The organism is Photobacterium sp. GB-36 (assembly GCF_003026135.1).
Classification (GTDB): domain Bacteria; phylum Pseudomonadota; class Gammaproteobacteria; order Enterobacterales; family Vibrionaceae; genus Photobacterium.
This window is the reverse complement of the sequence record NZ_PYNY01000001.1, coordinates 234,191-260,979: the sequence shown is the minus strand read 5'-3', so window position 1 is coordinate 260,979 and position 26,789 is coordinate 234,191. Positions and strand designations below refer to the sequence as shown.

Sequence of the window (26,789 nt, the reverse complement as noted above, 5' to 3'; positions counted from 1 at the left end):
CTATTGTAAGGTTGGCAGAATCTTACTCAATTTGTCGAGTGTTTCTTGATATTCGCTATCTGGATCACTATCAGCAACAATCCCGCCTCCAGCCCACGCATGAATTTTTTGTTCATTAGCCACCAATGTACGAATCGTAATACTGGTATCCATTGTGCCACAACGGCTGATATAACCGATGCTGCCACAATAAATACTGCGGCGGTGCGGTTCTAACTCTTCAATAATTTCCATGGCTCGTACTTTCGGAGCACCTGTTATTGAACCACCGGGGAAACATGCTTTTAATAGATCTGTCGCATTGTGATCTGCTGGTAATTCGCCTGAGACGGTACTCACTAAGTGATGTACGGCAGGAAAACTTTCTATTTTAAAAAGATGCGGTACTCGTACGGTACCGGGTGTGGCAACGCGACCAATATCGTTACGCAGTAAATCGACAATCATTAAGTTTTCTGCACGATCTTTTTCAGCATTTTGAAGAGCGAAAGCATTGGCATTGTCTTGAGCGGTATTTTTGCTACGTGGTCGAGTCCCTTTAATCGGTTTAGTTTCAATCAGTCCATCACGAAGTTGTAAAAAACGCTCTGGAGATACCGATAAAATCGCACCTTGTTTTAAACGAATAAAACCAGAGAATGGCGCTCCGTTTTCTGTTTCAAGAGTTAGATATGCTTGCCATTCATCGCCGGTATAATTGGCAGAAAAACGTTGCGCCAAGTTGATTTGATAACAATCGCCAGACAATAGATAATCTTGGATTTTGTTAAATTTGTTACAGTAATCCTCTTTAGTCATATTGGATGACCAATCAGATGTTAAAGAAAAGCTATCAACAAGGTTTAAATCTGTTGCGGGTTGTTGTTGTGAGAATGTCGTAAGCTGCTGTTCAAGCCATGTTTGACGCTTAGTCTCTTTTGGCTCTACTAGCGTTACCGTTTGTTCTTGATGATCCACAATTAATGCCCAGTCATAGATCCCTAATGCTAAATCAGGTAGCGGAATGTCATGTTCAGCAATTGTTGAGATATTTTCAACCTGACGACCTAAATCGTAACTAAAGTAGCCTAATGCTCCACCAATAAATGGCAGTGTCATCATTGGGCTAACTGCAGGTAATAACTGCGCTTGTAATGTTTGTACTAATGCAAATGGATCATCGGTGTACGTTTCTTCTGCACCATTTGCATAGCAGACCTTGCTAATCCCATTTTCTGATTCAATAGTGGCTAAAGGATCAGCAACGATAATGTCAAAACGGTTATCTGGATGATTTTCTGCTGCCGAGCGTAATAGCATTGCCCATGGCAAACCAGAGAGTGGTGCAAACCATGTCAATGCCGCATCTTTTGAGTAGGCGAGCGACGTAATGCTTAATTTTGGGTGTGATTTACAAATCATTTTCTTTTTTGTGACAAGAGTTTGATTGGCGCGTAGCGCAATAATAAGTGCAAGAGTATCATATTCAGATAACGACGCCCAAAGATGTGCATGTACTTAATGTGAACATCGTCCCTACAAAATTGAAAGTAAATTTCGGGCGCTATGGAATGATATAACTCAACGAGGGCAACTATGACTGTCATCCGCAAAGAAGACGTAATTAGTAGTGTGGCAGATGCATTACAATATATTTCTTACTACCACCCACTGGATTTTGTGCAAGCTTTAGAAAAAGCCTATAACAAAGAGCAAAGCCAAGCCGCAAAAGATGCGATCGCACAAATTTTAATAAACTCTCGTATGTCTGCCGAAGGGCATCGTCCAATCTGTCAAGACACAGGGATCGTTACCTGTTTCGTGAAGATTGGTATGAACGTACAGTGGGATAGCGATCTTACTGTACAACAAATGATTGATGAAGGTGTGCGTCAAGGTTATACCAACCAAGATAACCCGTTACGTGCATCGGTTGTTGCGGATCCTGCAGGTCGTCGTATTAATACGAAAGATAATGCACCAGCTGTTGTTCATATTGATATGGTGCCAGGTGATAAGGTTGAAATTCAGTTAGCAGCTAAAGGTGGTGGCTCTGAAAATAAAACCAAAATGGTGATGTTAAACCCATCTGATGATATTGCTGAGTGGGTTGAAAAAACAGTACCACTGATGGGGGCTGGCTGGTGTCCTCCTGGCATGTTGGGTATTGGTATCGGCGGAACCGCAGAAAAAGCGGCTGTGCTTGCGAAAGAATCATTAATGGAATCAATTGATATTCATGAGTTGAAAGAGCGTGGGGCACAAACAACAGAAGAAGCATTACGCTTAGATATCTTTGATCGTGTTAACAAACTCGGTATTGGTGCACAAGGCTTAGGTGGTTTAACAACAGTTCTTGATATAAAAATTAAATCCGCACCAACACATGCGGCATCGAAGCCTGTTTGTATGATCCCTAACTGTGCCGCAACACGTCACGTGCACTTTACTTTAGATGGTACTGGTCCTGCAGAATTAACACCACCTAAGTTAGAAGATTGGCCTGAAGTGACATGGGAAGTGGGTGATAGCGTTCGTCGTGTAAATTTAGATACGGTTACGAAAGCAGATGTGCAAGAGTGGAAATCAGGTGAGACTGTTTTACTGTCTGGTAAGATTTTAACTGGTCGTGATGCAGCGCATAAACGAATTCAAGAAATGTTAGCCAAAGGTGAAGGTTTACCTGAAGGCGTTGATTTTAATAATCGTTTCATTTACTACGTTGGTCCTGTTGATGCAGTAGGGGATGAAGTCGTGGGTCCTGCGGGTCCTACAACATCAACGCGTATGGATAAATTTACCGACATGATGTTAGGTGAAACGGGTCTAACCGGAATGATTGGTAAGGCTGAGCGTGGTCCGGCGGCGATCGAGTCAATCAAGCAGCATAAAGCTGTTTACTTAATGGCTGTGGGTGGCGCTGCTTATTTAGTTGCCAAAGCTATTAAAAAATCACGTGTAGTGGCGTTTGAAGATCTTGGTATGGAAGCGATTTATGAGTTTGAAGTCGAAGATATGCCAGTAACAGTAGCTGTTGATTCTAATGGTACTAATGCTCATCAAACAGGCCCTGATACATGGCGTGTAAATATCGCTGAAATGGAAAAGTAAGCTATATAAGCATATCTAAGAAAAGGAGCCTTGTGCTCCTTTTTTTATTGTCTCTTTTATCTTAAAAGGATTGTGATATTGACTCTATTTTCATATATGAAACAAGATTGTTAACTTAAAAGCCTCTACTATTCATAGATATATATTTTTTCATACATTTTTTTAACAATAGTAAGATTTAGTATGAAACATCATGGAGAGTAGTATGAGATATCGCTTTTTTGCGGCATTGTTTACATGCTTAGCATTAATTGGCTGCAAGGATGATAAATCAGCGATTGCTGAGCCTGAGTCTCGACCTGTTAAATTACAATCAGTTTCAGTAGGTAATAATGAATCACAACGGGCGTTTCCAGCGATTGTTGAGGCGGGAGATAAAGCCGTTTTAGCTTTTCGCGTTTCAGGTCAACTTGCTAGCGTAGATGTTCACCCCGGTCAATTTGTGACGAAAGGACAGATACTTGCAACATTAAATAGCGATGAATTTTCACTGCTAGTGAAGCAGGCACAAGCGCAATATGATTTAGCGAATGTGCAATTTAAGCGCGATAAAGAATTACGGAAAAAAAATGTAGTATCAGAGTTAGATTACGATACCTCTAAAGCTAACTTAAAACAGGCAAAAGCTTCATTAGATAAAGCAATATCGAATTTAAGTTATGCCAAGCTTATCGCACCTTATGATGGGCACCTTTCTTTATCCATGGTTGAAAACTATGAATATATCAGTGCAAAACAGCCTGTAATGCATATTCAAAGTGCTAAATTAATCAATATGACATTTCAGCTTCCTGATTATCTTTTAGCGCGCTTTCAAGGTCATGCCGAAAATATTAATCCTACTGTTGCTTTCGATACCTTAACTAATCAAACCTTTCCCGCACAATTTAAAGAAATTGATACAGAGCCAGATAGCAAAACATCCAGTTATAAAGTGACACTCTCAATGGCACGTCCGGAAGGCAGTAATATCATGCCGGGAATGTCTGGTAGCGTGACAATTGTTCTGCCACAAGGAAATGCAGGCGCAATACCAATGCGTGCGATCATTACTGAAGACAATAAAGATTATGTATGGCGTGTTGATGATAATCAGCAAGTTGTAAGAACTGAAGTCATATTAGATAACAATAATCGTGTGATATCAGGTTTAGAAGATGGTGATGTTATAGCGACATCAGGCGTATCTGAATTGCAATCAGGTCAGAAGGTCCGCTCATGGATCAAGGAGCGTGGACTATGATCAAACGTTATCGTTTATTGACATTGGTTATCTGTACAACATGGTTACTCCAAGGTTGTGAGAAACCAAGTGTTGAGCCGCGCGAAGCGCAACCGCGAGTCAAGGTACAGCAGGTACAGTCAGGTAAACAATCACCGAAATTAACGTTTCCAGCAGTGGCTTCAGCAGCTGATAAATCTATTTTATCATTTCGTATTGCTGGAGAAATTACGCAAATATTAGTGCGTTCAGGAGACACCGTTAAAAAAGGGCAGGTATTAGCGCGATTAGATCCACGTGATTACACATTAGAGGTGGATGATGCTCAAGCTAAATACAATGTTATTGATAGCCAATACCGCCGTTCCGCAACATTATTAAAAAATGGCTATTTACCTCAGTCTCAATTTGATGAATTAAAAGCGAAGCGAAGTATTGCGAAAGCAAATCTTGATTTAGCCAAATTAAAATTAAGTTTTACTGCGCTAAAAGCCCCATTTAGTGGTGTGATTTCAACTATTCCCGTTGAGCAATTTGAAAATATCAAAGTAGGTCAGCAGATTATGAATATTCATAGCACTGATTCTGTTGATATCGAGATCCAAGCGCCTGATATGATTTATTCCAAGCAAAGTATCTTGGATGTTAATAAAGCACAGGGTTCTTCCTCGAAAGTCATTTTACCCAATAATGAAAAATATGTGGTGACATTAAAAGAATTTACCACTGAACCTGATCCTGAATCGGGTTCATTTCTCGTGACCTTAACGATGCCGATGCCCAAAGGTCAGTTCATTTTGGAAGGCATGCCAGTTGAAGTTGAAGCCGATGCTCAAAAGTTACAAGTTTATCAAGTGGGGCAGCAAATCGTACCACTTGAAGCCTTATTTAATTTAGACGGTGATGATATTGCCTCAAATCAGAAATATGTTTGGATTCTGACACCTGACAATACGGTGTCGAAACGCCTTGTGGTAACAGATAAAGTTGTGCCTGAAGGGGTACGATTAAAAACGGGTGTTAAACAAGGGGAACAAGTTGTTGTTACAGGCGTTAACCGCTTACGAGAGGGACAAAAAGTGGTGGTATTGGCTAAGGAGGGACAACAATAATGAAGCAAGATATCGCGACTTATTTTATTAAGAATAAAGTGATCAGCTGGATGCTGACGCTAATATTTCTTGTTGGCGGAACCTTTTCTTTCTTTGGTTTAGGCCAATTAGAAGATCCGGCATTTACCATTAAAGACGCTATGGTTGTTACCTCCTACCCTGGGGCGACACCACAGCAAGTTGAAGAAGAAGTGACCTATCCTATAGAAAAAGCGATTCAGCAGTTAACTTATGTTGATGAAGTAAATTCTATCTCTAGTCGAGGGTTGTCACAAATCACAGTGACCATGAAAAACAATTATGGCCCTGACGATTTACCACAAATTTGGGATGAATTACGCCGCAAGGTTAATGATATATCCTCTAACTTACCTCCAGGAGTCGCAAAGCCTAAAGTTATTGATGATTTCGGTGATGTTTACGGCATTTTGTTAGCAATAACGGGTGAAGGTTATAGCTATAAAGAACTCAGTGATTATGTTGATTACTTACGCCGAGAAATTGAACTTGTTGATGGCGTGGGAAAAGTGGGTGTTACTGGCAATCAGCAAGAGCAAGTATTCATTGAAATCTCAATGCAGCGACTCAGTAGCCTCGGCATTTCTTTAGATACAATTTACAACATTTTAGCGACACAAAATTTAGTCACCAGTGCGGGCGCAGTTCGTATTGGCGATGAATATGTTCGCGTTCATCCTACTGGTGAATTCAAAAATGTTGATGAACTGGGCGATTTAATCATTACCGATAAAGGCGCTAATGGGCTGATTTACCTTCGAGATGTCGCTGAGATCAAAAAAGGTTTTAAGGAAATTCCAGATAACTTAGTTAGCTTTAACGGCAAAGAAGCGCTGAACGTCGGTATTTCATTTGTCGCCGGGGTTAATGTTGTAGAAGTAGGTCAACGGGTTATGCAAAGACTGGCTGAACTGAAAGAGCAACAGCCAGTGGGTATCGATATTGATGCAGTATATAGCCAGCCGATTGAAGTAGATAAGTCCGTAAGTGGTTTCGTTGTTAGCTTAGGTCAGGCAGTAGCCATTGTTATTGTGGTGCTGCTGTTCTTTATGGGACTTCGTTCAGGTTTACTGATTGGTTTAATTTTGCTCCTGACTGTTTTAGGCACCTTTGTGTTTATGAAGTGGTTAGCGATCGACTTACAACGTATCTCGTTAGGTGCACTCGTTATTGCACTGGGTATGCTGGTGGATAATGCCATAGTCGTGGTCGAAGGAATATTGATAGGCATGCAGAAGGGGCGAACGCGAATGCAAGCGGCTTCTGACATTGTGACTCAAACCAAGTGGCCACTGCTAGGTGCAACAGTCATTGCAGTAATGGCATTTGCGCCAATTGGTTTATCGCAAGATTCAACGGGTGAATATTGTCGAACACTATTTACGGTGCTTCTGATCTCACTGATGCTGAGTTGGTTTACAGCGATATCGTTAACGCCATTCTTTGCCGATCTTTTCTTTAAAAACGTCAAGGTGGATCAAGATAGCGATCAAAAAGATCCGTATGGCGGTATTTTCTTCACCGTATACCGTAAGTCATTAGAGTTTTGTATGCGTCGTGCATGGCTAACAGTGATCACTTTGATCTTGATGTTAGGTGTTAGCTTATATGGCTTTACATTATTGAAACAATCGTTCTTTCCGGCATCTACAACGCCAATGTTCATGGTGGATGTATGGCTTCCTGAAGGGACCGATATTCGTGCAACCAATAATACGCTAAAACAGCTTGAGAAAGTGGTTGCAGCGGAAAAGGGCGTGGAATACGTTAGTTCAAGTGCGGGTAAAGGTTCGCAACGTTTTATGTTGACGTACGCACCAGAGAAAAGTTACGCCGCTTATGGTGAGTTAATTGTGCGTGTTGACTCATTTGATAGTGTTGTGCCGGTGATGAAAAATTTCCGTGAACAATTAGATAAACAATTTCCCGAAATTGAATACAAAGCCAAACTAGTCATGTTAGGCCCTTCATCCGGCGCTAAAATTGAAGCGCGAATTGTTGGATCAGATCCAACCATACTACGTGGTATTGCGTCGCAAGTGGTGGATGTGATGAATGCAGATCCTGGCGCATTCAATATTCGTCATGACTGGCGAGAGCGCACCAAAGTAATTGAGCCGATATTTAATGAAAGCCAAGCAAGACGCTATGGCATTACTAAAAAAGATGTTGATGAGTTACTGCAAATGGCATTTTCAGGGATCAACATTGGTCTCTATCGTGAGGGAACAAACTTAATGCCAATCGTGGCACGTTTGCCTGAAGATGAGCGAGTCGACATTAGTACCATAGAAGGCATGAAAATCTGGAGCCCTGCCATTCAAGGTTATATTCCACTTCAACAAGTGGTGTTAGGTGTCAATGTACGTTGGGAAGATCCATTAGTGGTGCGTAAAAATCGCAAACGTGTGTTAACGGTAATGGCGGATCCAGATCCTATTGGTGAAGAAACGGCAGCGACAGTACAAAAACGTATTATGCCAGCAATCGCAGATATTGAACTGCCAGAGGGGTACACCTTGGAATGGGGAGGCGAGTATGAATCATCAGCAGACGCGCAAGCCTCGTTATTCCAAACGATGCCGATGGGTTATTTGGCGATGTTCTTAATTACTGTATTGCTTTTCAATAAGGTAAAAGAAGCATTGATCGTTTGGGCAACCGTGCCATTGGCAATTATTGGTGTGACATTAGGTTTGTTGTTACTTAATACGCCATTTGGTTTCATGGCATTGCTTGGTTTTTTAAGTCTATCCGGTATGTTGGTGAAAAACGGTATCGTATTGTTAGACCAAATTGAGATTGAGATAGCCAGTGGTAAAGATAAATATTTAGCTGTGTTAGATGCGGCTGTCAGTCGTGTACGTCCTGTGTGTATGGCTGCTATCACCACTGTTTTAGGTATGTTACCGCTATTACCAGATGTGTTCTTTAAGCCAATGGCAGTGACCATTATGTTTGGTTTAAGTTTCGCTACCGTATTAACGTTAATCGTTGTTCCTGTGCTATATCGTTTATTCCATAAGCTAAAAATACCGACAAAAGAAACTGCTTAATGCTGAATTAAATTAACTGCAATTAAAAAGGCTTCCGATTCGGAAGCCTTTATTTTTATAAAGCTGTTTAGCGTTTGGTTTACTTCAGTGGTTAAGCGTTCACTTTCCAGCTAATGGTCTCACCCGCTTTAATCGGTACTACCGTGTTGCTACCAAATTGCATTTCTTCTGCTACTGTCCACGACTCTTTTACAAGCGTAATCGTATCTGTATTACGTGGTAGGCCGTAAAAATCAGGGCCATTGAAGCTAGCAAAACCTTCTAACTTATCTAGTGCGCCAGCTTGTTCAAAGACTTCGGCATATAGCTCGATAGCTGCGTGAGCAGTGTAAGAGCCAGCACAACCACATGCTGCTTCTTTCATGCCTTTTGCATGCGGTGCGGTATCGGTACCTAAGAAAAACTTCTTGCTACCACTGGTTGCTGCATCCACTAATGCTTGCTGGTGAGTGTTACGTTTTAAGATAGGCAAGCAGTAGAAGTGTGGGCGAATACCACCTGCTAGCATATGGTTACGGTTAAACATTAAGTGGTGAGCTGTAATGGTTGCAGCGACATTGTCACCTGCATTTTGAACAAACTTTACAGCATCTGCTGTCGTAATGTGTTCAAGTACAATTTTGAGTGATGAAAATTCTTCAACAATAGGACCAAGTACAGTATCAAGGAATGCTTTTTCACGGTCGAAAATATCAACATGATTATGTGTTACTTCACCATGAATAAGAAGCGGCATACCGACTTCTTGCATCGCTTGTAATGCAGGGCGAATTTTATCAATTGAAGTGACGCCAGAGTCTGAGTTAGTCGTTGCGCCAGCAGGATAGAGTTTAGCGGCATATACATGACCCGATGCTTTGGCTTTCTTAATTTCTTCTGGTGATGTGTTATCTGTTAGGTAGATAACCATAAGTGGTGAGAAAGTTGGGCTTGGTTGAGCATCAAGAATGCGGTCACGGTAAGCTAAAGCAGATTCTGTATCAGTAACAGGAGGGATTAAATTAGGCATGATGATCGCGCGCCCCATGTAACGGCTAATATCCCTTACTGTATCTTTTAATACATCGCCATCACGTAAATGTGTGTGCCAATCATCAGGACGAGTAATCGTTAATGTTGTCATTTTGTTTCCCTTCCAAAAAATTTGCCCGATTCTAAAAGTATCGTTGCGCTAAGTAAAGGTCATTAATTCAACAATCGGTTTGATTGTTGAATTAAAAGGCAATCGTTTGCCAAAAGAGAATATGATCACAGCACTTTAGTTAGAATCTGTGTATCATTGTCCTCTTTTCTTCATGCTTATTACTGAATAAACCACAAAGAGCATGCCTATAGCATGATAAAAAGTAAAAGGTTCATTAAGTAATGTGATAGCAAAAACTGCGGTAATAGCAGGGCCAACGTTGCTGGTTAAACTTAGCTGTGATGGATTTAATTTTTGCATAGCGGCTGCAACAAAAAACGATGGCAACACAGTACAAAAGATCCCTAGCGCGATCCCAAGCAGGATAAGCATTGGATCTAGCTCGATCACATTGACGCCTTGCCATTGGCTTTGAATTAGAATAATGATCCCCGCAGATCCCATCCCGATACAGGTAAATAATTGGCTGCCCATTTGGGTAATTAACTTTTTGCTCATGATTAAGTAACAAGCGAAAACGAATGCGGACGCAATGGCCAACCCACTACCTAGCAAGACATCATTTCCCATGCTCCCTAGATCATGAAAAACAATGAAAGCGACACCAATATAGCCAAGTGCAATAGCTTTAAATGTACCTTGTGCTGGCTTTTGTTTTAGGACAGTCCAACTAATTAAAACGACGAAGCTTGGAAATAGAAAAATGAGTAGTCGTTCTAGCTGCGCACTGATATGCGCCATGGCTGCAATATCAAGGTATGACGCAACATAGTAGCCTAAGACGCCAATAGCGCTTGCCTCTAAACCATATTGTTTCAGATTATCTCTATGCTCTGTTTTTCGTAATAGCCACAGCATCATAACAATATAAATTGGCACAGAACTTATTGCCCGTAACGACATAATCGATACCGCATCTCCACCATATTGATAAGCCAGTTTGATAAAAACGGGCTTGATAGAAAATAAAGCAGTACCGATAAGGGCATAAACAATGCCTTTATTGAGTTCAGCATGAGGGGAACTGACGTTTTCGTTAACTGGGTTGTTGTTTGAGTTCGATGATGTCATGTGATTTCTCGCTTAAAAATGAAAATAAAGCTGCGAGAAATGCGAAGGTCACTGGCTGAGCATAACTCACAGCCAGATAGCAAAACTCTACCGGCCGGATGGCAGTAGTGAATTGAGGAGCCAAATGTAACAAGTGAAAATAGTTGAATAAATCATAGTGTTGCCTGTTTATTGAACGCTAAGCTCAACTTACAAGAGATAAAAAACACTTACAAGCAATTAATTGCAATTGGTAAGCTTTTTTCTTAAATCAGACGAAAACCTTTCGCTAATAAAATCAATAAACACACGTTGGCGATAAGGCATATTGATATTAGGCAGGTATTGCATGAACACAGTACCTTGGTAATTATCAAGAAGTGTCCAATCGTTAAGTACCGCAGTAAGGGCTTTTGATTGCAAAGCTTTTTGCGCGACGAATGCAGGTAATACCGCAATACCAAAGTGATTTAATGCGGCTTCTAAACGCATCTCTGTATGGTTAACAATATAACGCCCATTCACTGTCACTTTCAGCTCTTCATCTTCAGATTTAAACCGCCATTGGTTGTCAGTATTTGTTTCGCCTAGATAGATACAATCATGCTGGGCTAATTGCTTAGGGTGTGTTGGTGTACCTTTCTTTTCGAGGTAATACGGGCTTGCACATAATACCAGATCGTTAGTGGCTAACTGTTTGGCCACTAGGTTATTTTGAGGCTCGTTGGTTAACCTAAAGACGACATCTACGTCGTGATAGAGCGGATCGATTGGTTTGTCTGTAACTTGGATTTTTAGTTGTAGCTTTGGATAAGTGTCAACAAATTCCAGTAATAGAGGTTGAAGTACCTGACGACAAAACGCTTTCGGTGAGGCAATGGTGAGTATCCCTTCAATATCTTGCTTTTGCTTGCTGGCTATATTTACTACATCTTGGGCTTGCTGAAGGATATTTTTACCATATTGGTAAGCTTCTTGCCCTGCAATGGTAAGTGACTGGCTACGAGTACTGCGTTTGATTAGTTGTACTTGAAGCTCTTTTTCTAGGCGGCTTATTTGACGACTCACGCCAGATGGTGTCATTCCCAATTTTTTCGCGGCATGACTGAAGCTTTCTGACTCTACAACCGTGACAAAGGCTGCAATATCAGGAAGAAGTTGAATAATTTTATTTTTGTCCATCAGTCATAAATCCTTTGCTTATTGGCGGTATTATCAATATCAAGTCAAACATATACCATTCAATCTTACAAGAACAGTGACTAAAACCGTGTAAGAAAGGATGTGTGTGAATGGAACAGGTCGAGCTGAATAAAAGTGTATTTTTAAATACTTCATTAATAGCAACAATAGGTGTGCTAGCTGCCGCAGTTTTTTGGGGAACCAGTTTTGGTGTGGCAAAAGAATCTATGCTTTATACTGGTGTGTTGATGTTTTTGGCGATTCGTTTTTGTTGCACACTTTTAGTGATATTTCCCTTAGTCAGCAAGAAACTAAATAAACAGGTTTGGCTGCAATTAGCACCAACTGGAGGAATATTAAGTATTATTTATTTGGCCGAAACTTACGGTCTAAAACACACGACGGCTTCAAATGCTGCTTTTCTTATTAGCCTATTTATTATCTTTACGCCTGCTGTTGATGCATTGCTTAATCGTCATAAACTTGCGGTTACAGATTTATTTGCCGGATGCATTGCAATTGCCGGTGTGTGGTTATTAGTAGGAGATAGCCTGAATACGGTAACGTTTAATATCGGTAATATTCTCATTTTGATCGCAGCACTGGGGCGTGCCGCTTTTGTGGTGACAACTAAAAAGAAAATGAATCAACAACATTGCGATCCTATGGTGGCAACATTTATCCAATTATCAGTGGTCACCGTTGTTTGTATTAGCTTATTGGTTTTTACTGTCCCTGTAGAACAATTCATCATACCTAGCGCGCCAGAGTTTTGGTTGTATATTGGCTATCTTGTTATTTTTTGTACCTTGTTCGCTTTTTACTTTCAAAACTATGGGGTGAAGCATACAAGCCCAACCCAAGTCTCTTTTTTATTGGGATTAGAGCCTGTATTTGGTGGTTTGTTTGCACATTGGTGGTTAGGAGAACGATTTGAACAGCTTCAATGGGTGGGGGCGGGACTGATTGTATTGGCCGCTATGTTTATTTCAGTGAAACCTAAATGTAAATTTTTCGCTAAAACAAAAAAGCCGATCTGATGATCGGCTTCATTTACTTGCTTAGCTTAAATTACAGTTTAAATTTATGAACGAGTTTATTTTGTTCAGTGGCTAAGCTATCTAACATGGTACTGGCTTCTGCCATTTCTTCCATTGCATTGTAGTTAGTATCAGCAATATGACTAATATCCTCTAAACTACGGGCAATGTCGGTAGTCGTCGTCCGCTGCTCTTCCGCTGATTGTGCAATTTGACTACTCATTTGACTAATTTCAATGATAATCGCTTGGATCTCTTCCATTGCGCTATTGGCATCTGATGCTTGATTAATACTGTTATCCATTTCTGTTACACAGCTTTGCATCATTTCCATCGCTTGACCTGAGCTACCTTGAAGGTTTTGGATCATCGCTTCAATCTCAGAGGTAGAGTCGGTGGTACGTTTAGCGAGAACACGAACCTCATCGGCAACAACGGCAAAGCCTCGTCCTTGATCGCCAGCACGGGCTGCTTCAATGGCGGCATTGAGTGCAAGTAGGTTAGTTTGGTCGGCAATATTACGAATAACATCCAAAATAGAACCAATATTACTGCTCATTTGTTGAAGATCAGCAACGGCTGTTACAGAGTCATCTAAACGAGTTGAAAGCTGATGGGCAATATTAATATTTTTACTCATCACTTCACGACCTGTTGCTGATGCACGTTCTACCTCATGAACACGTTCCATGGTGTTCTGCGCACTTTGCGATACATCAGTAACTGAGTGTTCCATCTCTGTCATTGCTGTTGCCACAGAAACAGTTTGCTCTCGTTGTTCATTGAGTCGCTGTTTTGCTTGTGCAGTTGTACTTTGGTTTTCTGCCGCAACTTGAGTGAGATCTTCAGATGCTTTGCTTAATTGACTTAAAATTTGTTGAAGATTGCCAGCTAACGTATTGATGTGATGACTTAGTTTATTAAACTCAATGAATTGACTGCTTTCTGTACGCTGTGTCATATCACCATCAGTTAATGATTCAAGCGTTTTTAGCATAGAAACCAGTGGACGACGAACACTTCGCGCTAAATACCAACCGATAGAAATGGCTAATAAAATAACCACAATCGCAATACCAACAGCTTTGGTTATGCCTTGATTGTAAGTGTCATCAGCTGTTGCAATCGCTTGATCCATTTGATTGGTCGCTTGCTGATTAAATTGCTCAAGAATCGATAGTGCTTGATTCACTTCTTTAGTTAGCGTGGCAATGTTGTCATAAAGGCGCGTTTTCGCTTCAATGAATTCATAGTGTTGATCAAGCACACCGCCTTTTTTACCGATATCTAACGTGTATTGAGTAACGGATTTACCGAATGTTTCTTTTAAGCCTGAAAGTAGGGTTGTTAAGCTACGAAATGCGTTGGCAAGATGGTTTACACTGCGTTTATTCGCTTTTATTGCGGCTTTAATCTTACTGATATCGTCAGTGGCAAGGGCATCAGAAGTAATGGTTTCTGTTTCTTTTAACTTCACAAAGAAATTTTTAGCCATCATCTTAACAGCCATATTATCTTGCTCATTAATGTATTCTTTCATACCAATGCTGAGTTCAGCTTGCAAACGCTGAAAGCGTCGCGCTGATTGTTGGCGCTCATCACCGGCTAACATTTGCGCGCGATAATTACCCATCGCGGTTTGAGCTTCGCTGAAGTAACGCTGTTCTAATTCGGTTAGCGCTTTAATGTAAGACGTTAACTCTGGATTACTTTCGGCAATGGCTACAAGCTCTTTACGCGCAGAGGCGAACTCTCTTGTTGCTTTACGAAAGTCGGCTTCATAGGTTTTCATTGCAGCAGGATCTTGACTGGTTAAAAAGTCTTTAAAAGATTTGTCGGCGGCAAGAAGTTTAACACTGACTTTATTTGATATAGAGACTAAAGGAAGTGCGTCTGTTGTTACTGTTGTTAACTGATTATGGATACGGTTTGTTCCATCAAGCATGAGCACAATGGTTAAAACAAACAATGCAACCATAACCACAAAACCGGAGTACATACGACGTATGACCGAAGTTTGGCTAGATTTCTTCATAATATCCCTATATTTAGCAAAGGGTCAGTGTCATCATAATGCTGACCTATTAGTCATAAATGTAATTTGATAATGGGGTAACCCTTTATTTCGCAATCAATGCTAAATTTGCGAATCGAATTATCAAATTAACTCTAACCTATACTATCGTCAGTTCTGCTTGAGTCTTGATAGATAAATTTGTTTAGGCTTCAATTGTTTGATCGCTGCATCAAAAAAACACGAAAACGTGAAATTTTTTCTCTATTAAATCTTTAAAACAACGTTCAATATTGCGCAATAGAGTTGACTGACGCATACTCACTAACTAAACAAATAACAATGAGTTGATGGAGTCAGAAATGGCGGAAGAAACTATCTTCAGTAAAATTATTCGTAAAGAAATTCCAACTGATATTTTGTATCAAGATGACTTAGTCACAGCATTTCGTGATATCAATCCTCGTGCGCCAAGCCATATCTTAATTATTCCAAATAAATTGATCCCAACAGTCAATGATGTGGAAGCCGATGATGAGTTGATGATGGGGCGTATGTTTACTGTTGCGCGTAAATTAGCAGAAAAGGAAGGCGTGGCAGAAGACGGTTACCGTTTGATCGTCAATTGTAATCCTTATGGTGGACAAGAAGTTTACCATATTCACATGCACCTATTAGGTGGGCGTCCTTTAGGGCCAATGCTAGTTGGCTAGTCATGACGTGCTGATAACGTTATGTAATGGATAATAATTATCCCCAGATAGACACAAAGCTTGAGTATCTTTAATCTTCTCGTTGGGTATACGATAAGTGGTGTGATATTCAGGCTTTTTTATTGCGATAAATTGATTATATCAGATAGCTTATCTATTACTTTATTGGTAATCGTCGCTTACTAACATTAAAATCTAACGCGTTGCTATGTAACGGTAAATGCCGATATTAGATTTATTAGTAAGAACTTGTGGGTCATAGCTAAACGCACGATCATAAATGAGTTTCTTATAATGTTACTTAGAAATTTGATTGTCACGCTATTAAGAGGCATGTAATGAAGTATGTAATGGCATTATTTTTAGCATTAATTATCACTGGATGTAGCAGTGATCATGCTGGTATTAGTATCGAAAACAGCAATCAAAATGTCGTTATTGGTAACGCTTTTCTTGCACGTAGCTTAGTTTTTAAAGACGCTCATATAACGAAAGTTAATGGTTTAATGCAAGCCTCTGTTGAGGCAATAAACAAAGTTAACACAGATCTGAACTTGCAATACCGTATTTATTGGTATGATGGCCAAGGTTTAGAGATCAGTGGTAGTGCGGCACCATGGCATTCCGTTGCGTTGGCTGGCAACGGTAAAGTAATATTACAAGGTATTGCTGATAAAGTTGAAGCTACCCAATATCGTATTTACGTTCGTCGAGCAGTATACTGATTTAATATAAAATATTGTTAAGGTAAAACAATGAAAAAAAGCGTTCTTGCATTATTAGCGGCATCTTCATTATTAGGTGGTTGTGCCCAAACTGTCGATTATGTGAATTCGCATTTACCTGAAACTCCATCGGTAAATTTTGGCTCTAATGATCTTGATAACACGGCATCGGACTTAACAACAAAGATGTTGTCATCACCGGCTGTATCTTCAATTACAGCAGGCGGTAAGCATCCGATTGTGATTGTTGATAATATTCAAAACAATACCAGTGGACATGTTGATACTAAGTCGCTTACTAACACAATTAAGTCTAAAATTTCACGTTCAGGTAAATTTAACTTAGTCGATAAGTCTCGCGTTGATGCGGTGCGTAAACAAATGAACTTTAGTGAGAATGATCGTTTTGTTAATCAAGGTACTGCGATTCAATTTGCTAAAATGACAGGTGCGCAATACATGCTGTATGGTCATGTAACCAATACGAGCAAGCGTGAAGATGGTCAGAATGTCCCTTTCTATAAAATGACCATGCGTTTGATGGATACAAACTCAGGTTCAATTGAGTGGGCTGATTCAGGTTTAGCGCCTAAGAGTGAATCAGATTCTCAAGGTTGGTAATTTAGCCTAAATAATCGGGTAGCAATGTTGAAATTATAATGAAAGATAACGAGAGTTTTGATCCCACATTATTGTCTTTGTTACCCGATGTACAATTTCTAACAGCGAGCCCATTAGCGGGCGGTTTAACCAATCGCTGTTGGAAATTATTCCTGTACCATCCTTCAAATAATCAATCTTCCCATTACGTGTGGCGACCATTAACGAGCACGGCTCAAGCTTTTGGTATTAATCGAACGCATGAATATCAGTTATTACGTTTAATTGACGGTTCTAAATTAGCGCCAAAACCCTATGCATTGTTAGACATTAATCTAAATAATAATGAACAAGTATTAATTGTAGATTGGCTTGAAGGCGAACAAGCAGATCAACGATTTACCAATCAGCAACTGTGTCAACTTCAAGCGCGTATTCATGCTTTACCGCTTCCTACCCATCGATTAGATATTAAGCAACGTATTGAGCATTACTGGCAAACGATTGCTGCTAATTTAAAATCAAAACAATTACTATCTATTTACCATTATTTTGATAATCAGAAGATTAATCACTACTTTTCTGATACCTGCTGTCATTTTGATTTAGGGCGTTACAATATTATTGTCCCTAATGACAGTGACCGGTTAGTTGATGTGATGAACGCTAAAGTTATCGATTGGGAATATGCCAGTGCAGGCGATCCTTCTCTTGATTTAACCATGACGATATTAGCTAATGCACTTAGCCCTGAAAAAGCAGTGAAAGATTATTGTGTGGCAAGAGAGGCGTCCGATATCACCTTGGTATCTACTGATGAATGGTTAGAGGCGGTAAATTACTGGCAGCCTTGGTGTGAGTACCTAGCATTACTGTGGTATTTGGTGGGTTATCAAGTTTGGCATGATGATGAATATTTACAGCAAGCTAAACAATTAGAGCTCAAGCTAAAACAATTGGTTACATAGAGACGTTATAGTAAGTGTGAAACGTTTGTACAAGGAGACGTACTGATGTTGAAAAGAACGATAAGCATAATCTTTATTTGTGTGGTGTTATCTGGTTGCACATTTAAATTGGTATACAATTCATTGGATTTCTGGATTGATTATTACTTATCAGATTATCTTGATTTGGACTCTCAACAACAGGGTGAGTTAGAGCAAGGTCTTGAAACTGCACTTGCACAACATCGACAGCAACAATTAGCCGTATTTCATAAGTTGATTTCTGCCTTACAAACGGATCTTAAAAAACCGTTAACAGCAGAACAAATCGCCAATTATCATCAGCGTTTTACGCAAGCAGGCGAAGCATCAGTTCTGGTTTTTGTATCACCGATCATTGATGTTGTTAAAACAATGAGCCCTTCACAAATTGCAGCCAGTTTACAAGCGATTGAAAAAGAGATAACTGAGCGACGGGAAGAGCGTTTATCAAAAAATCCAAAACAACGCCTTGAAGATCGCTATGATGAGCTTGAAGATAAAGCCCAAAAGTGGATTGGACGTCTAACGAAGCAACAAAAGCAGTTGATCCTAAGCTTAGCGCAACTGCAATTACAGCAATCCACAATTTTTCAAAATATAGCGACAGATAACTTGTCACAATTAAAGAGGATACTGAAACAACGTAATAATGCGCAGTTTTCATTGCGTGTCGAACAACAAGTGAAAAATATTCTTTCTCTTAAAAATGCGGTCTATCAAACTCAACTCGATGAGTATTTAAGCCAGCGTTTTGTCATCATGAAACAGTTAAACGAGAGTTTAAGCCCACAGCAGTTACGCCATTTACAAGGTGAACTCACATCACTTAGAAAAGATATCGCGACATTAATTCAAAAGAAGTAGTACTGAACGCTTTTTATCAATGCTCATAGTTTGCAAAGAAGATCATAGTTTTCATTATTATCCTGTTAAACCATATAGAAAGTGGTAGATTTATAACGTCCTATACAAGGGCACGGATGATTTTAAAATTAAGCGAGAGGGAATTGATATGATTATTTATCTACATGGCTTTGATTCAACAAGCCCTGGTAATCATGAAAAGGTATTACAGTTACAGTTTATCGATTCTGATATCCGCTTTGTAAATTACAGTACCCTGCATCCAAAGCATGATATGCAGCATTTACTAAAAGAAGTTCATAAGTTAGTAGACGAGAATAAAGATACAACGCCACTGATCTGTGGGGTTGGGTTGGGGGGCTATTGGGCTGAAAGAATTGGCTTCTTATGCGGTATTAAACAAGTCATTTTTAACCCAAACCTTCATCCTGAAAATAACATGGAAGGACGTATTGATCGTCCAGAAGAATATACTGACATTATGACGAAATGCGTTGAAGGTTTTCGCAAAAAAAATGCAGGTAATTGTCTTTGCATACTTTCAACTAATGACGAAGTATTAGATAATCAAGCTACAAAAGATGAGCTAGATCAATTTTATGATATAGTGTGGGACGAAAATGAAACACATAAGTTTAAAAAGATCTCGCAACATCTACAAACAATAAAAGCGTTTAAAGCGCAATAATAACGAAATATATTACCTCCTATACCTTAGACGGATCATAGATCCGTCTACCTACACATATGTGGCTTTACTGGCTTCAGATCTCTTTTTGCCTAGCATTTTGCGTGCAAAACAGACCACAACAAACAGTCTGCTATGCAATAAGGTATTTGTCAGTTTAAAAAATTTATAAAATTAGAGAGGAAGTGATTTTGACTCGAATTATTGTTGTTGGAGGCGGTGCGGGTGGTTTAGAGCTTGCGACAAAGCTTGGACGTACCCTTGGTCGTAAAGGCCGTGCAGAGGTTACTCTAGTGGATCGCCGTGCAAGTCACTTGTGGAAACCATTACTTCATGAAGTAGCAACAGGCTCATTAGATGCAGGTGTAGATGCTATTAGTTATCGAGCACATGCGAAAAACCATCACTTTGATTTTCAAATGGGCTCGTTAGAAACGATAGATCGTGAAAATAAAACGATCACACTTGCTGCATTATTTGATAAGCAAAACGAGCTGTTAGTACCTGAGCGTACATTAGAATACGATATTCTTGTGTTAGCGATTGGTTCTACATCGAATGATTTTAATACTCCGGGTGTGCGTGACCACTGTATTTTCCTTGATAGCCCAGAGCAAGCACACCGTTTCCGTACAGAGATGAACAACCAATTCATGAAGTTACATGGAAACAAAGATCAAAAGACCGTTGATATCGCAATTGTTGGTGCTGGTGCTACTGGTGTTGAATTATCAGCAGAGCTTCACAATGCAGTACAAGAGTTACATAACTACGGTTTCGGTGACTTAGATAGCTCTCGTCTAAACGTAAACCTAGTTGAAGCTGGCGATCGTATTCTTCCGGCATTGCCACCGCGTATTTCTCAAGCGGCACACAGTGAGCTAACGAAATTGGGTGTAACCGTACGTACTGGTACGATGGTCACTAAGGCTGATGAAACAGGCTTAACCACAAAAGATGGCGATCATATTCCAGCACAAATCATGGTATGGGCTGCTGGTATCAAAGCACCTGATTTCATGAAAGATATTGCAGGGCTTGAAACGAACCGTATTAATCAGTTAGTGGTTAAACCAACGCTACAAACGACCCGTGATGATGATATTTATGTGATTGGTGATTTGGCATCTTGTGTGCAGGAAGATGGTTCTTTTGTTCCACCACGAGCGCAAGCGGCACACCAAATGGCAAGCCGTTGTTTCTCAAACATCGTTGCGAAAATTACAGATCGTGAACAGAAACCGTATGTGTATAGCGATCATGGCTCGTTAGTATCACTAAGCCGTTTCTCAACTGTTGGTAGCTTAATGGGTAACCTATCAAAAGGTTCGATGATGGTAGAAGGGCGCATAGCACGTATGGTGTATATCTCACTATACCGTATGCACCAAATGGCGTTACATGGGATGTTTAAAACAGGACTTATTATGTTAGTAAGCCGTATTAACCGTGTACTTCGTCCAAGCTTAAAGCTGCACTAAGTTAGTCATAATGGTTTAATTGATGACATAAAAAACGCCAGCATTTTTGCTGGCGTTTTTGTTTATATCTGTTTTTTATTAGTTGATTTTAAATAACTCAACATCAAAAATGAGCACTGAGCCTGGTGGAATGCTACCTGCACCGTTATTACCATAAGCAAGATTTGCTGGAATAAAGAAACGCATTTTTTCACCAACAACCATATGTTGTAAGCCTTCCGTCCAACCTTTGATCACGCGGTTAAGTGGAAAAGAAATTTTTTCACCACGATCGACTGAGCTATCAAACACGGTGCCATTAATTAAAGTACCGTGGTAATGCACTGTTACGCTATCTGTCGCTTTAGGGTGTTCAGTCCCTGTTCCTTTTTGCAAAACAAGGTATTGCAGACCAGAAGGCGTCGTTTGTACGCCTTCTTTTAATTTATTTTCCGCAAGAAAAGCTTCACCTTGCTTAATGTTTTCAGCAGCAACTTGCTTATTGTTGTATGAACGATAAAGGAAAAAAGCGAGTAATACGGCAACAATAACGGCAATAACAATTTTTGACACAATAGTTTCCTTACAAATGAATTTCTTGCATCTTACCACTGTGTCGTTTTTCTAACAGCATGAAACTGTAAAGAATGTTGTGCTTAATCGTTTAATGGTGACACATATTGGCAATGTTAGCCGTAACGATGCCATCTGTAATTGTCACTTTATTCTTAGTAACAAAAAATTCTAGCAATTGTTCAATCGTTAAATCTTTTAACTTGCAGGTGTAAAACGTCGCATCAGAACCGTAGCTATTCGCAATTTTTTCTTTCAGTGTTTCTATTGTGTACGGCTGTTGAGATTCAATCAGTAAATTAAGGATATCGTGAGCGTGGTATGTATTCATCGGGGAGTTGTCCTTCAATATTGTTTACGAATAAAGCATAAGTGAAGGACCCAAAGAAAATGTTGATGTGTGATAATAAAGTGTATTTTAAATGCAGCTTTTTAGGTTAAGTGAATAAATCGCTTGGTACTAGCGAATAAACAAGACCATCAAGCGGTTTATTATGATAATAAATACGATTACGCGCTTCACATTCAAATTTAGCATTGCATGCTTTTGCTGTTTTTTGGCTAGCATAATTATTGATATGCGTAATGATTTCTAAGCGTGTTAGCCCTAGCATTTGAAAAGCAAATTGTACGGCTGCAATATTCGCCTCAGTCGCAAATCCTTGTCGATGACAACCTGTTTTTATCCAATAGCCTAAATTTGCACTGTTGGTCATAGGAATAATCGCACTAAGAGAAACCGTTCCAATAAACGCATCATCAAAGCGATTAAAGATGGCAAATTCATAGCTAAAATCGGTTTGCCAGCTGAGTCGACTTGCGCTTATCCATTCATGGGCATCATGTTGATCAAAGCGATTATCACACCATTCAAGCCATGGACTTAGTTCATTAACTGAGTCATGTACGGCTGCGAGAAAATCATTGAGATCAGCATTTTTAAATGGGCGAAGAATAAGCCGAGGCGTAGAGATTTCGAAATCAAGTTTCATAGCTATCCTGCCGAAATTCGGAGAGTATCTAAATATAAAGTACTGACCTTGTTCGGTCAGTACTCTTAGAGGATGGTTTACTTACACCATGTGCTGACGAAATTGTTCAAGAAGATCTTCAAGGAACTTTATTCGCTTTTTACGATCACTTTGTTCAGCAATAATTTTCAGTTTTGTTGGGCCTTCCATTCTGAAAACATTGGGCTGAGTTTGCAGTAAACCAACAAGGAAGCTTGGATTGATTGCTGCATTTTGATCAAATTCGAAATAGCCGCCTTTTTCACCGTTCTCGATTTTCTTGATGCCAAGCGTGGCAGCTTTAAGTTTGACACTGTTTACCGTCAGTAAGTTCGATGCCGCTTCTGGTAATAAGCCGAATCGGTCAATTAGCTCAACTTTAATTTCGTTTAGCTCGTTGTCATCACTAGTACTTGCGATGCGTTTGTAAAGTGATAAACGAGTATTAATATCAGGGATGTAGTCATCAGGCAGTAGCGCTGGAATACGTAACTCAACTTCTGTTTGTTGTTTAAGTAGATCATCTAGCGAAGGCTCTTTACCTTCTTTTAGAGCCTCAACAGCTTGTTCTAACATCTCCATAAAGAGGCTAAAGCCAACCGATTGAATTTGACCACTCTGTTCGTCACCAAGTAATTCACCAGCACCACGAATTTCTAAATCATGGGTCGCTAACGTAAAGCCAGCACCAAGATCTTCAAGAGAAGAAATGGCTTCAAGGCGTTTCACCGCATCTTTCGTCATACGCTTTGGATGTGGTGTTAATAGGTAAGCATAAGCTTGGTGGTGAGAACGACCAACACGACCACGTAACTGGTGTAACTGAGCCAAGCCAAGATTATCAGCGCGATCCATAATAATGGTATTAGCGGTAGGGACATCGATACCAGTTTCAATAATTGTAGTACACACAAGTACATTGAAGCGCTGGTGGTAAAAATCGCCCATGATCTTTTCGAGTTCACGCTCACGCATTTGACCGTGAGCAAAGGTGATACGGGCTTCAGGGATCAATTTTGCTAAATCTTCGGTCGTTTTTTCAATGCTATCGACTTCATTATGCAGGAAGTAAACCTGACCACCACGGCTGATTTCACGTAACACAGCTTCACGAATAACAGCATCATCGGATTGGCGAACAAATGTTTTGATCGCTAAACGACGCGCTGGTGGTGTGGCGATTATCGAAAGATCGCGCATCCCACTCATTGCCATGTTTAAGGTACGAGGGATCGGTGTTGCCGTTAAGGTTAAGATATCGACATTGGCACGAATCGCTTTGATTTTTTCTTTCTGACGCACACCAAAGCGATGCTCTTCATCGACAATCAATAAGCCTAAATCATGGTAGTTCACACTGCTATTTAGTAGCTTATGAGTACCAATTAAGATGTCGATTTTACCTTCTTCGACATCCGCTAAAATTTGTTTTTGCTCTTTCGCTGTTTTAAATCGAGATAGCACCTCGACACGCACTGGCGTATTAGCAAAGCGGTCACGGAAGTTTTCAAAGTGCTGTTGTGCCAATAGGGTAGTTGGCACTAACACAGTTACCTGTTTGTTGTTATCAACAGCCACAAATGCAGCACGCATAGCGACTTCAGTTTTACCAAAGCCCACATCACCACAAACAAGGCGATCCATGACCTTGGTTTGGCACATATCAGACAGAACTGCGTTAATTGCTAAGGCTTGATCGTAGGTTTCTTCATAAGGGAAACCTGCGCTAAATTCAGCGTATGCTTCACGATCTAGGGTAAATTTAACGCCTGGTTTTAATTCGCGTTTAGCGTAAACATCCAGTAATTCAGCCGCCACATCACGGACTTTTTCTGCTGCTTTTCGGCGAGCCTTAGACCATGCTTCGCCACCTAATTTATGAATAGGTGCGGTATCTTCAGCACCACCTGAGTAGCTACTAATTAAATGCAGTGATGCAACAGGAACATAGAGTTTAGCGCCACCTTGATATTCAAGTGTTACATATTCGGTTTTAATACCGCCAGCTTCAAGGGTTTGTAAACCTTGGTAACGGCCTATGCCGTGATCAATGTGAACGACAGGTTGCCCCACTTGCAATTCAGCAAGGTTACGGATAATTGTATCGGCATTGACTGTGGTTTTTTTATCATCGCGACGACGACGTTGAACAATACGCTCACCAAGTAAGTCACTTTCGCACAAGAATGCAACAGCAGGATCATCAAGAATAAAGCCATTTTCAGCCGAGCCAATAACAAGGCTATGTTTGGTTGGGTTATCAAGGGCTTCATCTAAGGTTTTACAAACCAATGGACGGACTTTGATCCGTGCTAATAGATCGAGCAGCGCTTCTCGACGGCCTTCAGAGGCTACAGAGAAAATGACTTTGCCTTGGAATTGCTCATCAAAGCGTCTGAGTTCAGCAAACGGCTCTTTAAGTTGGTGATTAATCGTGATGCTAGGAACGGGTTTTAATTCAGGATTAAAACGGCCTGCTTTTGGGCTATCGACAGGCTCCGACTGAATACGAACGCGAGGCAGATTCTTAAAGCCTGCGAACATTTCATCTTTTGTTAGCCATAGCTCTTTAGGTTCAAGTAAAGGACGCAATGGATCAACACGGCGTTGATCGTAACGGTATTCAGCATCGGCTAAAAAGCTATCAACGGCAGGCTCTAAATCACCCAGTGTGATAAGCAAAGAAGTATCAGGTAAGTAATCAAATAAGGTTTCTGTTTTATCGAAAAACAGCGGTTGCCAGTATTCAATACCTGCAGGCCATAAACGTTTGCTGACTTGTTGATAAATAGATTCTGGTTCTCGGCGAGCTTCAAAACGTTCACGCCAGCGCATACGGAAATTTTCAACTGCGATTTCATCCGTTGGGAACTCATGCGCTGGTAATAAATCGATACTATCAATTTCACCGGTAGAACGTTGGTTATCTGGATCAAATTGACGAATAGAGTCGACTTCATCGTCAAAAAAATCGATACGATAAGGAGATTGACTCCCCATTGGGAACAAATCAAGCAGCGAGCCTCGGCTGGCATACTCGCCATGCTCCATCACTTGATCAACATGACGATAACCTGATACTTCAAGCTGTAAGCGCAGCTTTTCAAGTGACATTCGATCGCCAGCTTTTACGATTAAAGCATGCTGGTGGATAAATTCTCTTGGGGTTTGACGCTGAAGTAAGGTACTGATCGGCACCAAAATAATGCCAGATTTTTGGCTTGGCATTTTGTATAAACGCGCTAAACGTTCTGAAATAATATCTTGGTGTGGCGAGAAATTATCATAAGGCAAGGTTTCCCAATCTGGAAAAACGTTTACCTCGACATCGCAAAATTGCGTGATTTCTGGCTGAAGTTTTAAGGCTGTTTGGGTATCAGGCACCACCGCAAGAACTGGGCCTTTATGCGATGCGGCCACTTCTGCAAAAGACAGTGCAAGGGCTGCCCCCTTGATATTACCGATATAACGGTTATCGCCAGCCTTACTAGGTAAGGGTATAGAAAGTAAGTGTTTATTATTCATCGTTATTATTTAATTGTCGTTGTTGAGCACGTTGGCGTAAAAGTTTTTGCTGGCTATATAAAGCGGCGCGGATCAGCAAATCTCGATCATCTTCAAGCAAACGGGTATAACGCAATTTAATGATAAATTGCTCATCGCTAGCAATACTTTCGGTGACTTCAGCGTAGCAAAAAATAGCAGCGGCTGGGTAATCTAAAAACAGTTTCACTCTAACATTAGTGCCAACCGGATAGGAAGATGAACTGGTAAAACTAAGGTTACTTGCGCCAAAAGTTAAGGTAGTAAAACGATAGGTAGGATCATCTTGCTGTGATAAAACATAAGACAGTAATAGATTAATTTTACTGTTTTGTGCTGCAAGATAATCCATCAATGCTTGGGTTTCATTTTTGTTGAAACTGGCGAATAAACGATCGGCATTGTCTTCTAACGTCGAACACTCGCTGGCAATACGAAATAAAGGCGGGATTTCGGCATTGAAATCTTGTTCATCAGGTACGCTTTCATTAGATGATAAACGTTCAACGTTAATAGTAAGCCCTAGCTGGACTGAAAAATACTCATCTTGTTGTGTCATAGCGCACTCACTGTGAATAAATCCTATTTCAAACTAATAATAGGAGCGGATGCCATAACTGACAGCCACAGCATATAAAGCTTGAATTAATTGGACTGATTATTACTTAGCAATCATGCAAGGGCAAGAAAAGCGGC

Annotated in this window: 22 protein-coding genes; 12 read left to right on the top strand and 10 right to left on the bottom strand. The window is 40.3% G+C overall.

Annotation, left to right across the window (positions count from 1 at the left end):
• Entirely contained in the window at nt 1–1,401 is a 1,401-nt protein-coding gene (gene pabB, locus C9J46_RS01145; protein ID WP_199189312.1) for an aminodeoxychorismate synthase component I, read from the bottom strand.
• A gap of 174 nt (nt 1,402–1,575) precedes the next feature.
• On the opposite strand from pabB, the gene C9J46_RS01140 reads away from it, so the two are divergent.
• The 4 genes from C9J46_RS01140 to C9J46_RS01125 all read left to right on the top strand — a co-directional run bounded on the left by C9J46_RS01140 (nt 1,576) and on the right by C9J46_RS01125 (nt 8,498).
• Nucleotides 1,576–3,090 (top strand): fumarate hydratase, encoded by a 1,515-nt coding sequence (locus tag C9J46_RS01140; protein WP_045083029.1) that lies wholly within the window; start codon nt 1,576–1,578, stop codon nt 3,088–3,090.
• 205 nt (nt 3,091–3,295) lie between these two features.
• Nucleotides 3,296–4,333: an efflux RND transporter periplasmic adaptor subunit gene (locus C9J46_RS01135; RefSeq protein ID WP_105060489.1), complete on the top strand. Its 1,038-nt coding sequence runs from the start codon at nt 3,296–3,298 to the stop codon at nt 4,331–4,333.
• Entirely contained in the window at nt 4,330–5,424 is a 1,095-nt protein-coding gene (locus C9J46_RS01130; protein ID WP_107245453.1) for an efflux RND transporter periplasmic adaptor subunit, read from the top strand. Before C9J46_RS01135 ends, C9J46_RS01130 begins: the two co-directional genes overlap by 4 nt.
• Nucleotides 5,424–8,498, top strand: a complete 3,075-nt coding sequence (locus tag C9J46_RS01125; protein ID WP_107290416.1) for an efflux RND transporter permease subunit — start codon at nt 5,424–5,426, stop codon at nt 8,496–8,498. The genes C9J46_RS01130 and C9J46_RS01125 overlap by 1 nt, the downstream gene beginning before the upstream one ends.
• Nucleotides 8,499–8,589: 91 nt before the next feature.
• Here C9J46_RS01125 and pyrC read toward each other — a convergent pair whose 3' ends face one another.
• The 3 genes from pyrC to C9J46_RS01110 form a co-directional block, all read right to left on the bottom strand.
• The gene (gene pyrC, locus C9J46_RS01120; protein WP_005367079.1) at nt 8,590–9,621 is read right to left on the bottom strand and encodes a dihydroorotase; all 1,032 of its coding nucleotides are present in this window, start codon (nt 9,619–9,621) and stop codon (nt 8,590–8,592) included.
• A 153-nt stretch (nt 9,622–9,774) separates the two neighbouring features.
• The gene (locus C9J46_RS01115) at nt 9,775–10,713 is read right to left on the bottom strand and encodes a DMT family transporter (protein WP_199190621.1); all 939 of its coding nucleotides are present in this window, start codon (nt 10,711–10,713) and stop codon (nt 9,775–9,777) included.
• A gap of 219 nt (nt 10,714–10,932) precedes the next feature.
• Nucleotides 10,933–11,874: a LysR family transcriptional regulator gene (locus tag C9J46_RS01110; protein ID WP_107290415.1), complete on the bottom strand. Its 942-nt coding sequence runs from the start codon at nt 11,872–11,874 to the stop codon at nt 10,933–10,935.
• 110 nt (nt 11,875–11,984) lie between these two features.
• Between C9J46_RS01110 and C9J46_RS01105 the strand changes: the two genes are divergently transcribed.
• Entirely contained in the window at nt 11,985–12,914 is a 930-nt protein-coding gene (locus C9J46_RS01105; protein WP_107290414.1) for a DMT family transporter, read from the top strand.
• 31 nt (nt 12,915–12,945) lie between these two features.
• Here C9J46_RS01105 and C9J46_RS01100 read toward each other — a convergent pair whose 3' ends face one another.
• Entirely contained in the window at nt 12,946–14,913 is a 1,968-nt protein-coding gene (locus tag C9J46_RS01100) for a methyl-accepting chemotaxis protein (protein WP_107205930.1), read from the bottom strand.
• A 377-nt stretch (nt 14,914–15,290) separates the two neighbouring features.
• Here C9J46_RS01100 and hinT point away from each other — a divergent pair, with 377 nt between their 5' ends.
• The 7 genes from hinT (at nt 15,291) to C9J46_RS01065 (ending at nt 20,988) form a co-directional block, all read left to right on the top strand.
• Nucleotides 15,291–15,641, top strand: coding sequence for a purine nucleoside phosphoramidase (hinT, locus tag C9J46_RS01095; protein WP_005367093.1), 351 nt, complete (start codon nt 15,291–15,293; stop codon nt 15,639–15,641).
• Nucleotides 15,642–15,979: 338 nt separating this feature from the next.
• On the top strand, nt 15,980–16,366 hold the full coding sequence (locus C9J46_RS01090; RefSeq protein WP_107205735.1) for a YcfL family protein: 387 nt from the start codon (nt 15,980–15,982) through the stop codon (nt 16,364–16,366).
• A gap of 30 nt (nt 16,367–16,396) precedes the next feature.
• Nucleotides 16,397–16,987: a penicillin-binding protein activator LpoB gene (gene lpoB, locus C9J46_RS01085; RefSeq protein ID WP_107205736.1), complete on the top strand. Its 591-nt coding sequence runs from the start codon at nt 16,397–16,399 to the stop codon at nt 16,985–16,987.
• Between the two features lie 38 nt (nt 16,988–17,025).
• The gene (locus tag C9J46_RS01080; RefSeq protein WP_107290413.1) at nt 17,026–17,934 is read left to right on the top strand and encodes a phosphotransferase; all 909 of its coding nucleotides are present in this window, start codon (nt 17,026–17,028) and stop codon (nt 17,932–17,934) included.
• 45 nt (nt 17,935–17,979) lie between these two features.
• Nucleotides 17,980–18,819, top strand: coding sequence for a DUF6279 family lipoprotein (locus tag C9J46_RS01075; protein ID WP_107245445.1), 840 nt, complete (start codon nt 17,980–17,982; stop codon nt 18,817–18,819).
• 148 nt (nt 18,820–18,967) lie between these two features.
• Nucleotides 18,968–19,507 carry an alpha/beta hydrolase YcfP gene (ycfP, locus tag C9J46_RS01070; RefSeq protein WP_107205739.1) on the top strand — a complete coding sequence of 180 codons (540 nt, stop codon included), beginning with the start codon at nt 18,968–18,970 and terminating at the stop codon, nt 19,505–19,507.
• 191 nt (nt 19,508–19,698) lie between these two features.
• Nucleotides 19,699–20,988, top strand: a complete 1,290-nt coding sequence (locus tag C9J46_RS01065; RefSeq protein WP_107205740.1) for an NAD(P)/FAD-dependent oxidoreductase — start codon at nt 19,699–19,701, stop codon at nt 20,986–20,988.
• 78 nt (nt 20,989–21,066) lie between these two features.
• Here the strand turns inward: C9J46_RS01065 and C9J46_RS01060 are convergent, their stop codons facing one another.
• From C9J46_RS01060 to C9J46_RS01040, 5 genes are all read right to left on the bottom strand, one after another.
• Nucleotides 21,067–21,540, bottom strand: a complete 474-nt coding sequence (locus C9J46_RS01060; RefSeq protein ID WP_005367112.1) for an FKBP-type peptidyl-prolyl cis-trans isomerase — start codon at nt 21,538–21,540, stop codon at nt 21,067–21,069.
• A 91-nt stretch (nt 21,541–21,631) separates the two neighbouring features.
• A complete protein-coding gene (locus tag C9J46_RS01055) occupies nt 21,632–21,871 on the bottom strand; it encodes a YecH family metal-binding protein (protein ID WP_107290412.1) in 240 nt (79 codons plus the stop codon).
• A gap of 106 nt (nt 21,872–21,977) precedes the next feature.
• Nucleotides 21,978–22,532: a GNAT family N-acetyltransferase gene (locus C9J46_RS01050; RefSeq protein ID WP_107205742.1), complete on the bottom strand. Its 555-nt coding sequence runs from the start codon at nt 22,530–22,532 to the stop codon at nt 21,978–21,980.
• A gap of 81 nt (nt 22,533–22,613) precedes the next feature.
• Complete coding sequence (gene mfd, locus C9J46_RS01045) at nt 22,614–26,075, bottom strand: transcription-repair coupling factor (RefSeq protein ID WP_107290411.1); 3,462 nt, start codon at nt 26,073–26,075, stop codon at nt 22,614–22,616.
• On the bottom strand, nt 26,068–26,652 hold the full coding sequence (locus C9J46_RS01040) for a PilZ domain-containing protein (protein ID WP_107205744.1): 585 nt from the start codon (nt 26,650–26,652) through the stop codon (nt 26,068–26,070). Before C9J46_RS01040 ends, mfd begins: the two co-directional genes overlap by 8 nt.
• Nucleotides 26,653–26,789 lie beyond the last annotated feature (137 nt).

Bases quoted from the DNA above. Each gene is read 5' to 3' on its own strand.
- C9J46_RS01100 (WP_107205930.1), bottom strand. From the start codon at position 14,913: ATGTACTCCGGTTTTGTGGTTATGGTTGCATTGTTTGTTTTAACCATT.
- C9J46_RS01140 (WP_045083029.1), top strand. From the start codon at position 1,576: ATGACTGTCATCCGCAAAGAAGACGTAATTAGTAGTGTGGCAGATGCA.
- C9J46_RS01055 (WP_107290412.1), bottom strand. From the start codon at position 21,871: ATGAATACATACCACGCTCACGATATCCTTAATTTACTGATTGAATCT.
- C9J46_RS01115 (WP_199190621.1), bottom strand. From the start codon at position 10,713: ATGACATCATCGAACTCAAACAACAACCCAGTTAACGAAAACGTCAGT.
- C9J46_RS01105 (WP_107290414.1), top strand. From the start codon at position 11,985: ATGGAACAGGTCGAGCTGAATAAAAGTGTATTTTTAAATACTTCATTA.
- C9J46_RS01135 (WP_105060489.1), top strand. From the start codon at position 3,296: ATGAGATATCGCTTTTTTGCGGCATTGTTTACATGCTTAGCATTAATT.
- C9J46_RS01050 (WP_107205742.1), bottom strand. From the start codon at position 22,532: ATGAAACTTGATTTCGAAATCTCTACGCCTCGGCTTATTCTTCGCCCA.
- C9J46_RS01040 (WP_107205744.1), bottom strand. From the start codon at position 26,652: ATGACACAACAAGATGAGTATTTTTCAGTCCAGCTAGGGCTTACTATT.
- C9J46_RS01110 (WP_107290415.1), bottom strand. From the start codon at position 11,874: ATGGACAAAAATAAAATTATTCAACTTCTTCCTGATATTGCAGCCTTT.
- C9J46_RS01130 (WP_107245453.1), top strand. From the start codon at position 4,330: ATGATCAAACGTTATCGTTTATTGACATTGGTTATCTGTACAACATGG.
- pyrC (WP_005367079.1), bottom strand. From the start codon at position 9,621: ATGACAACATTAACGATTACTCGTCCTGATGATTGGCACACACATTTA.
- C9J46_RS01075 (WP_107245445.1), top strand. From the start codon at position 17,980: ATGTTGAAAAGAACGATAAGCATAATCTTTATTTGTGTGGTGTTATCT.
- C9J46_RS01125 (WP_107290416.1), top strand. From the start codon at position 5,424: ATGAAGCAAGATATCGCGACTTATTTTATTAAGAATAAAGTGATCAGC.
- C9J46_RS01080 (WP_107290413.1), top strand. From the start codon at position 17,026: ATGAAAGATAACGAGAGTTTTGATCCCACATTATTGTCTTTGTTACCC.
- ycfP (WP_107205739.1), top strand. From the start codon at position 18,968: ATGATTATTTATCTACATGGCTTTGATTCAACAAGCCCTGGTAATCAT.
- pabB (WP_199189312.1), bottom strand. From the start codon at position 1,401: ATGATTTGTAAATCACACCCAAAATTAAGCATTACGTCGCTCGCCTAC.
- lpoB (WP_107205736.1), top strand. From the start codon at position 16,397: ATGAAAAAAAGCGTTCTTGCATTATTAGCGGCATCTTCATTATTAGGT.
- mfd (WP_107290411.1), bottom strand. From the start codon at position 26,075: ATGAATAATAAACACTTACTTTCTATACCCTTACCTAGTAAGGCTGGC.
- hinT (WP_005367093.1), top strand. From the start codon at position 15,291: ATGGCGGAAGAAACTATCTTCAGTAAAATTATTCGTAAAGAAATTCCA.
- C9J46_RS01090 (WP_107205735.1), top strand. From the start codon at position 15,980: ATGAAGTATGTAATGGCATTATTTTTAGCATTAATTATCACTGGATGT.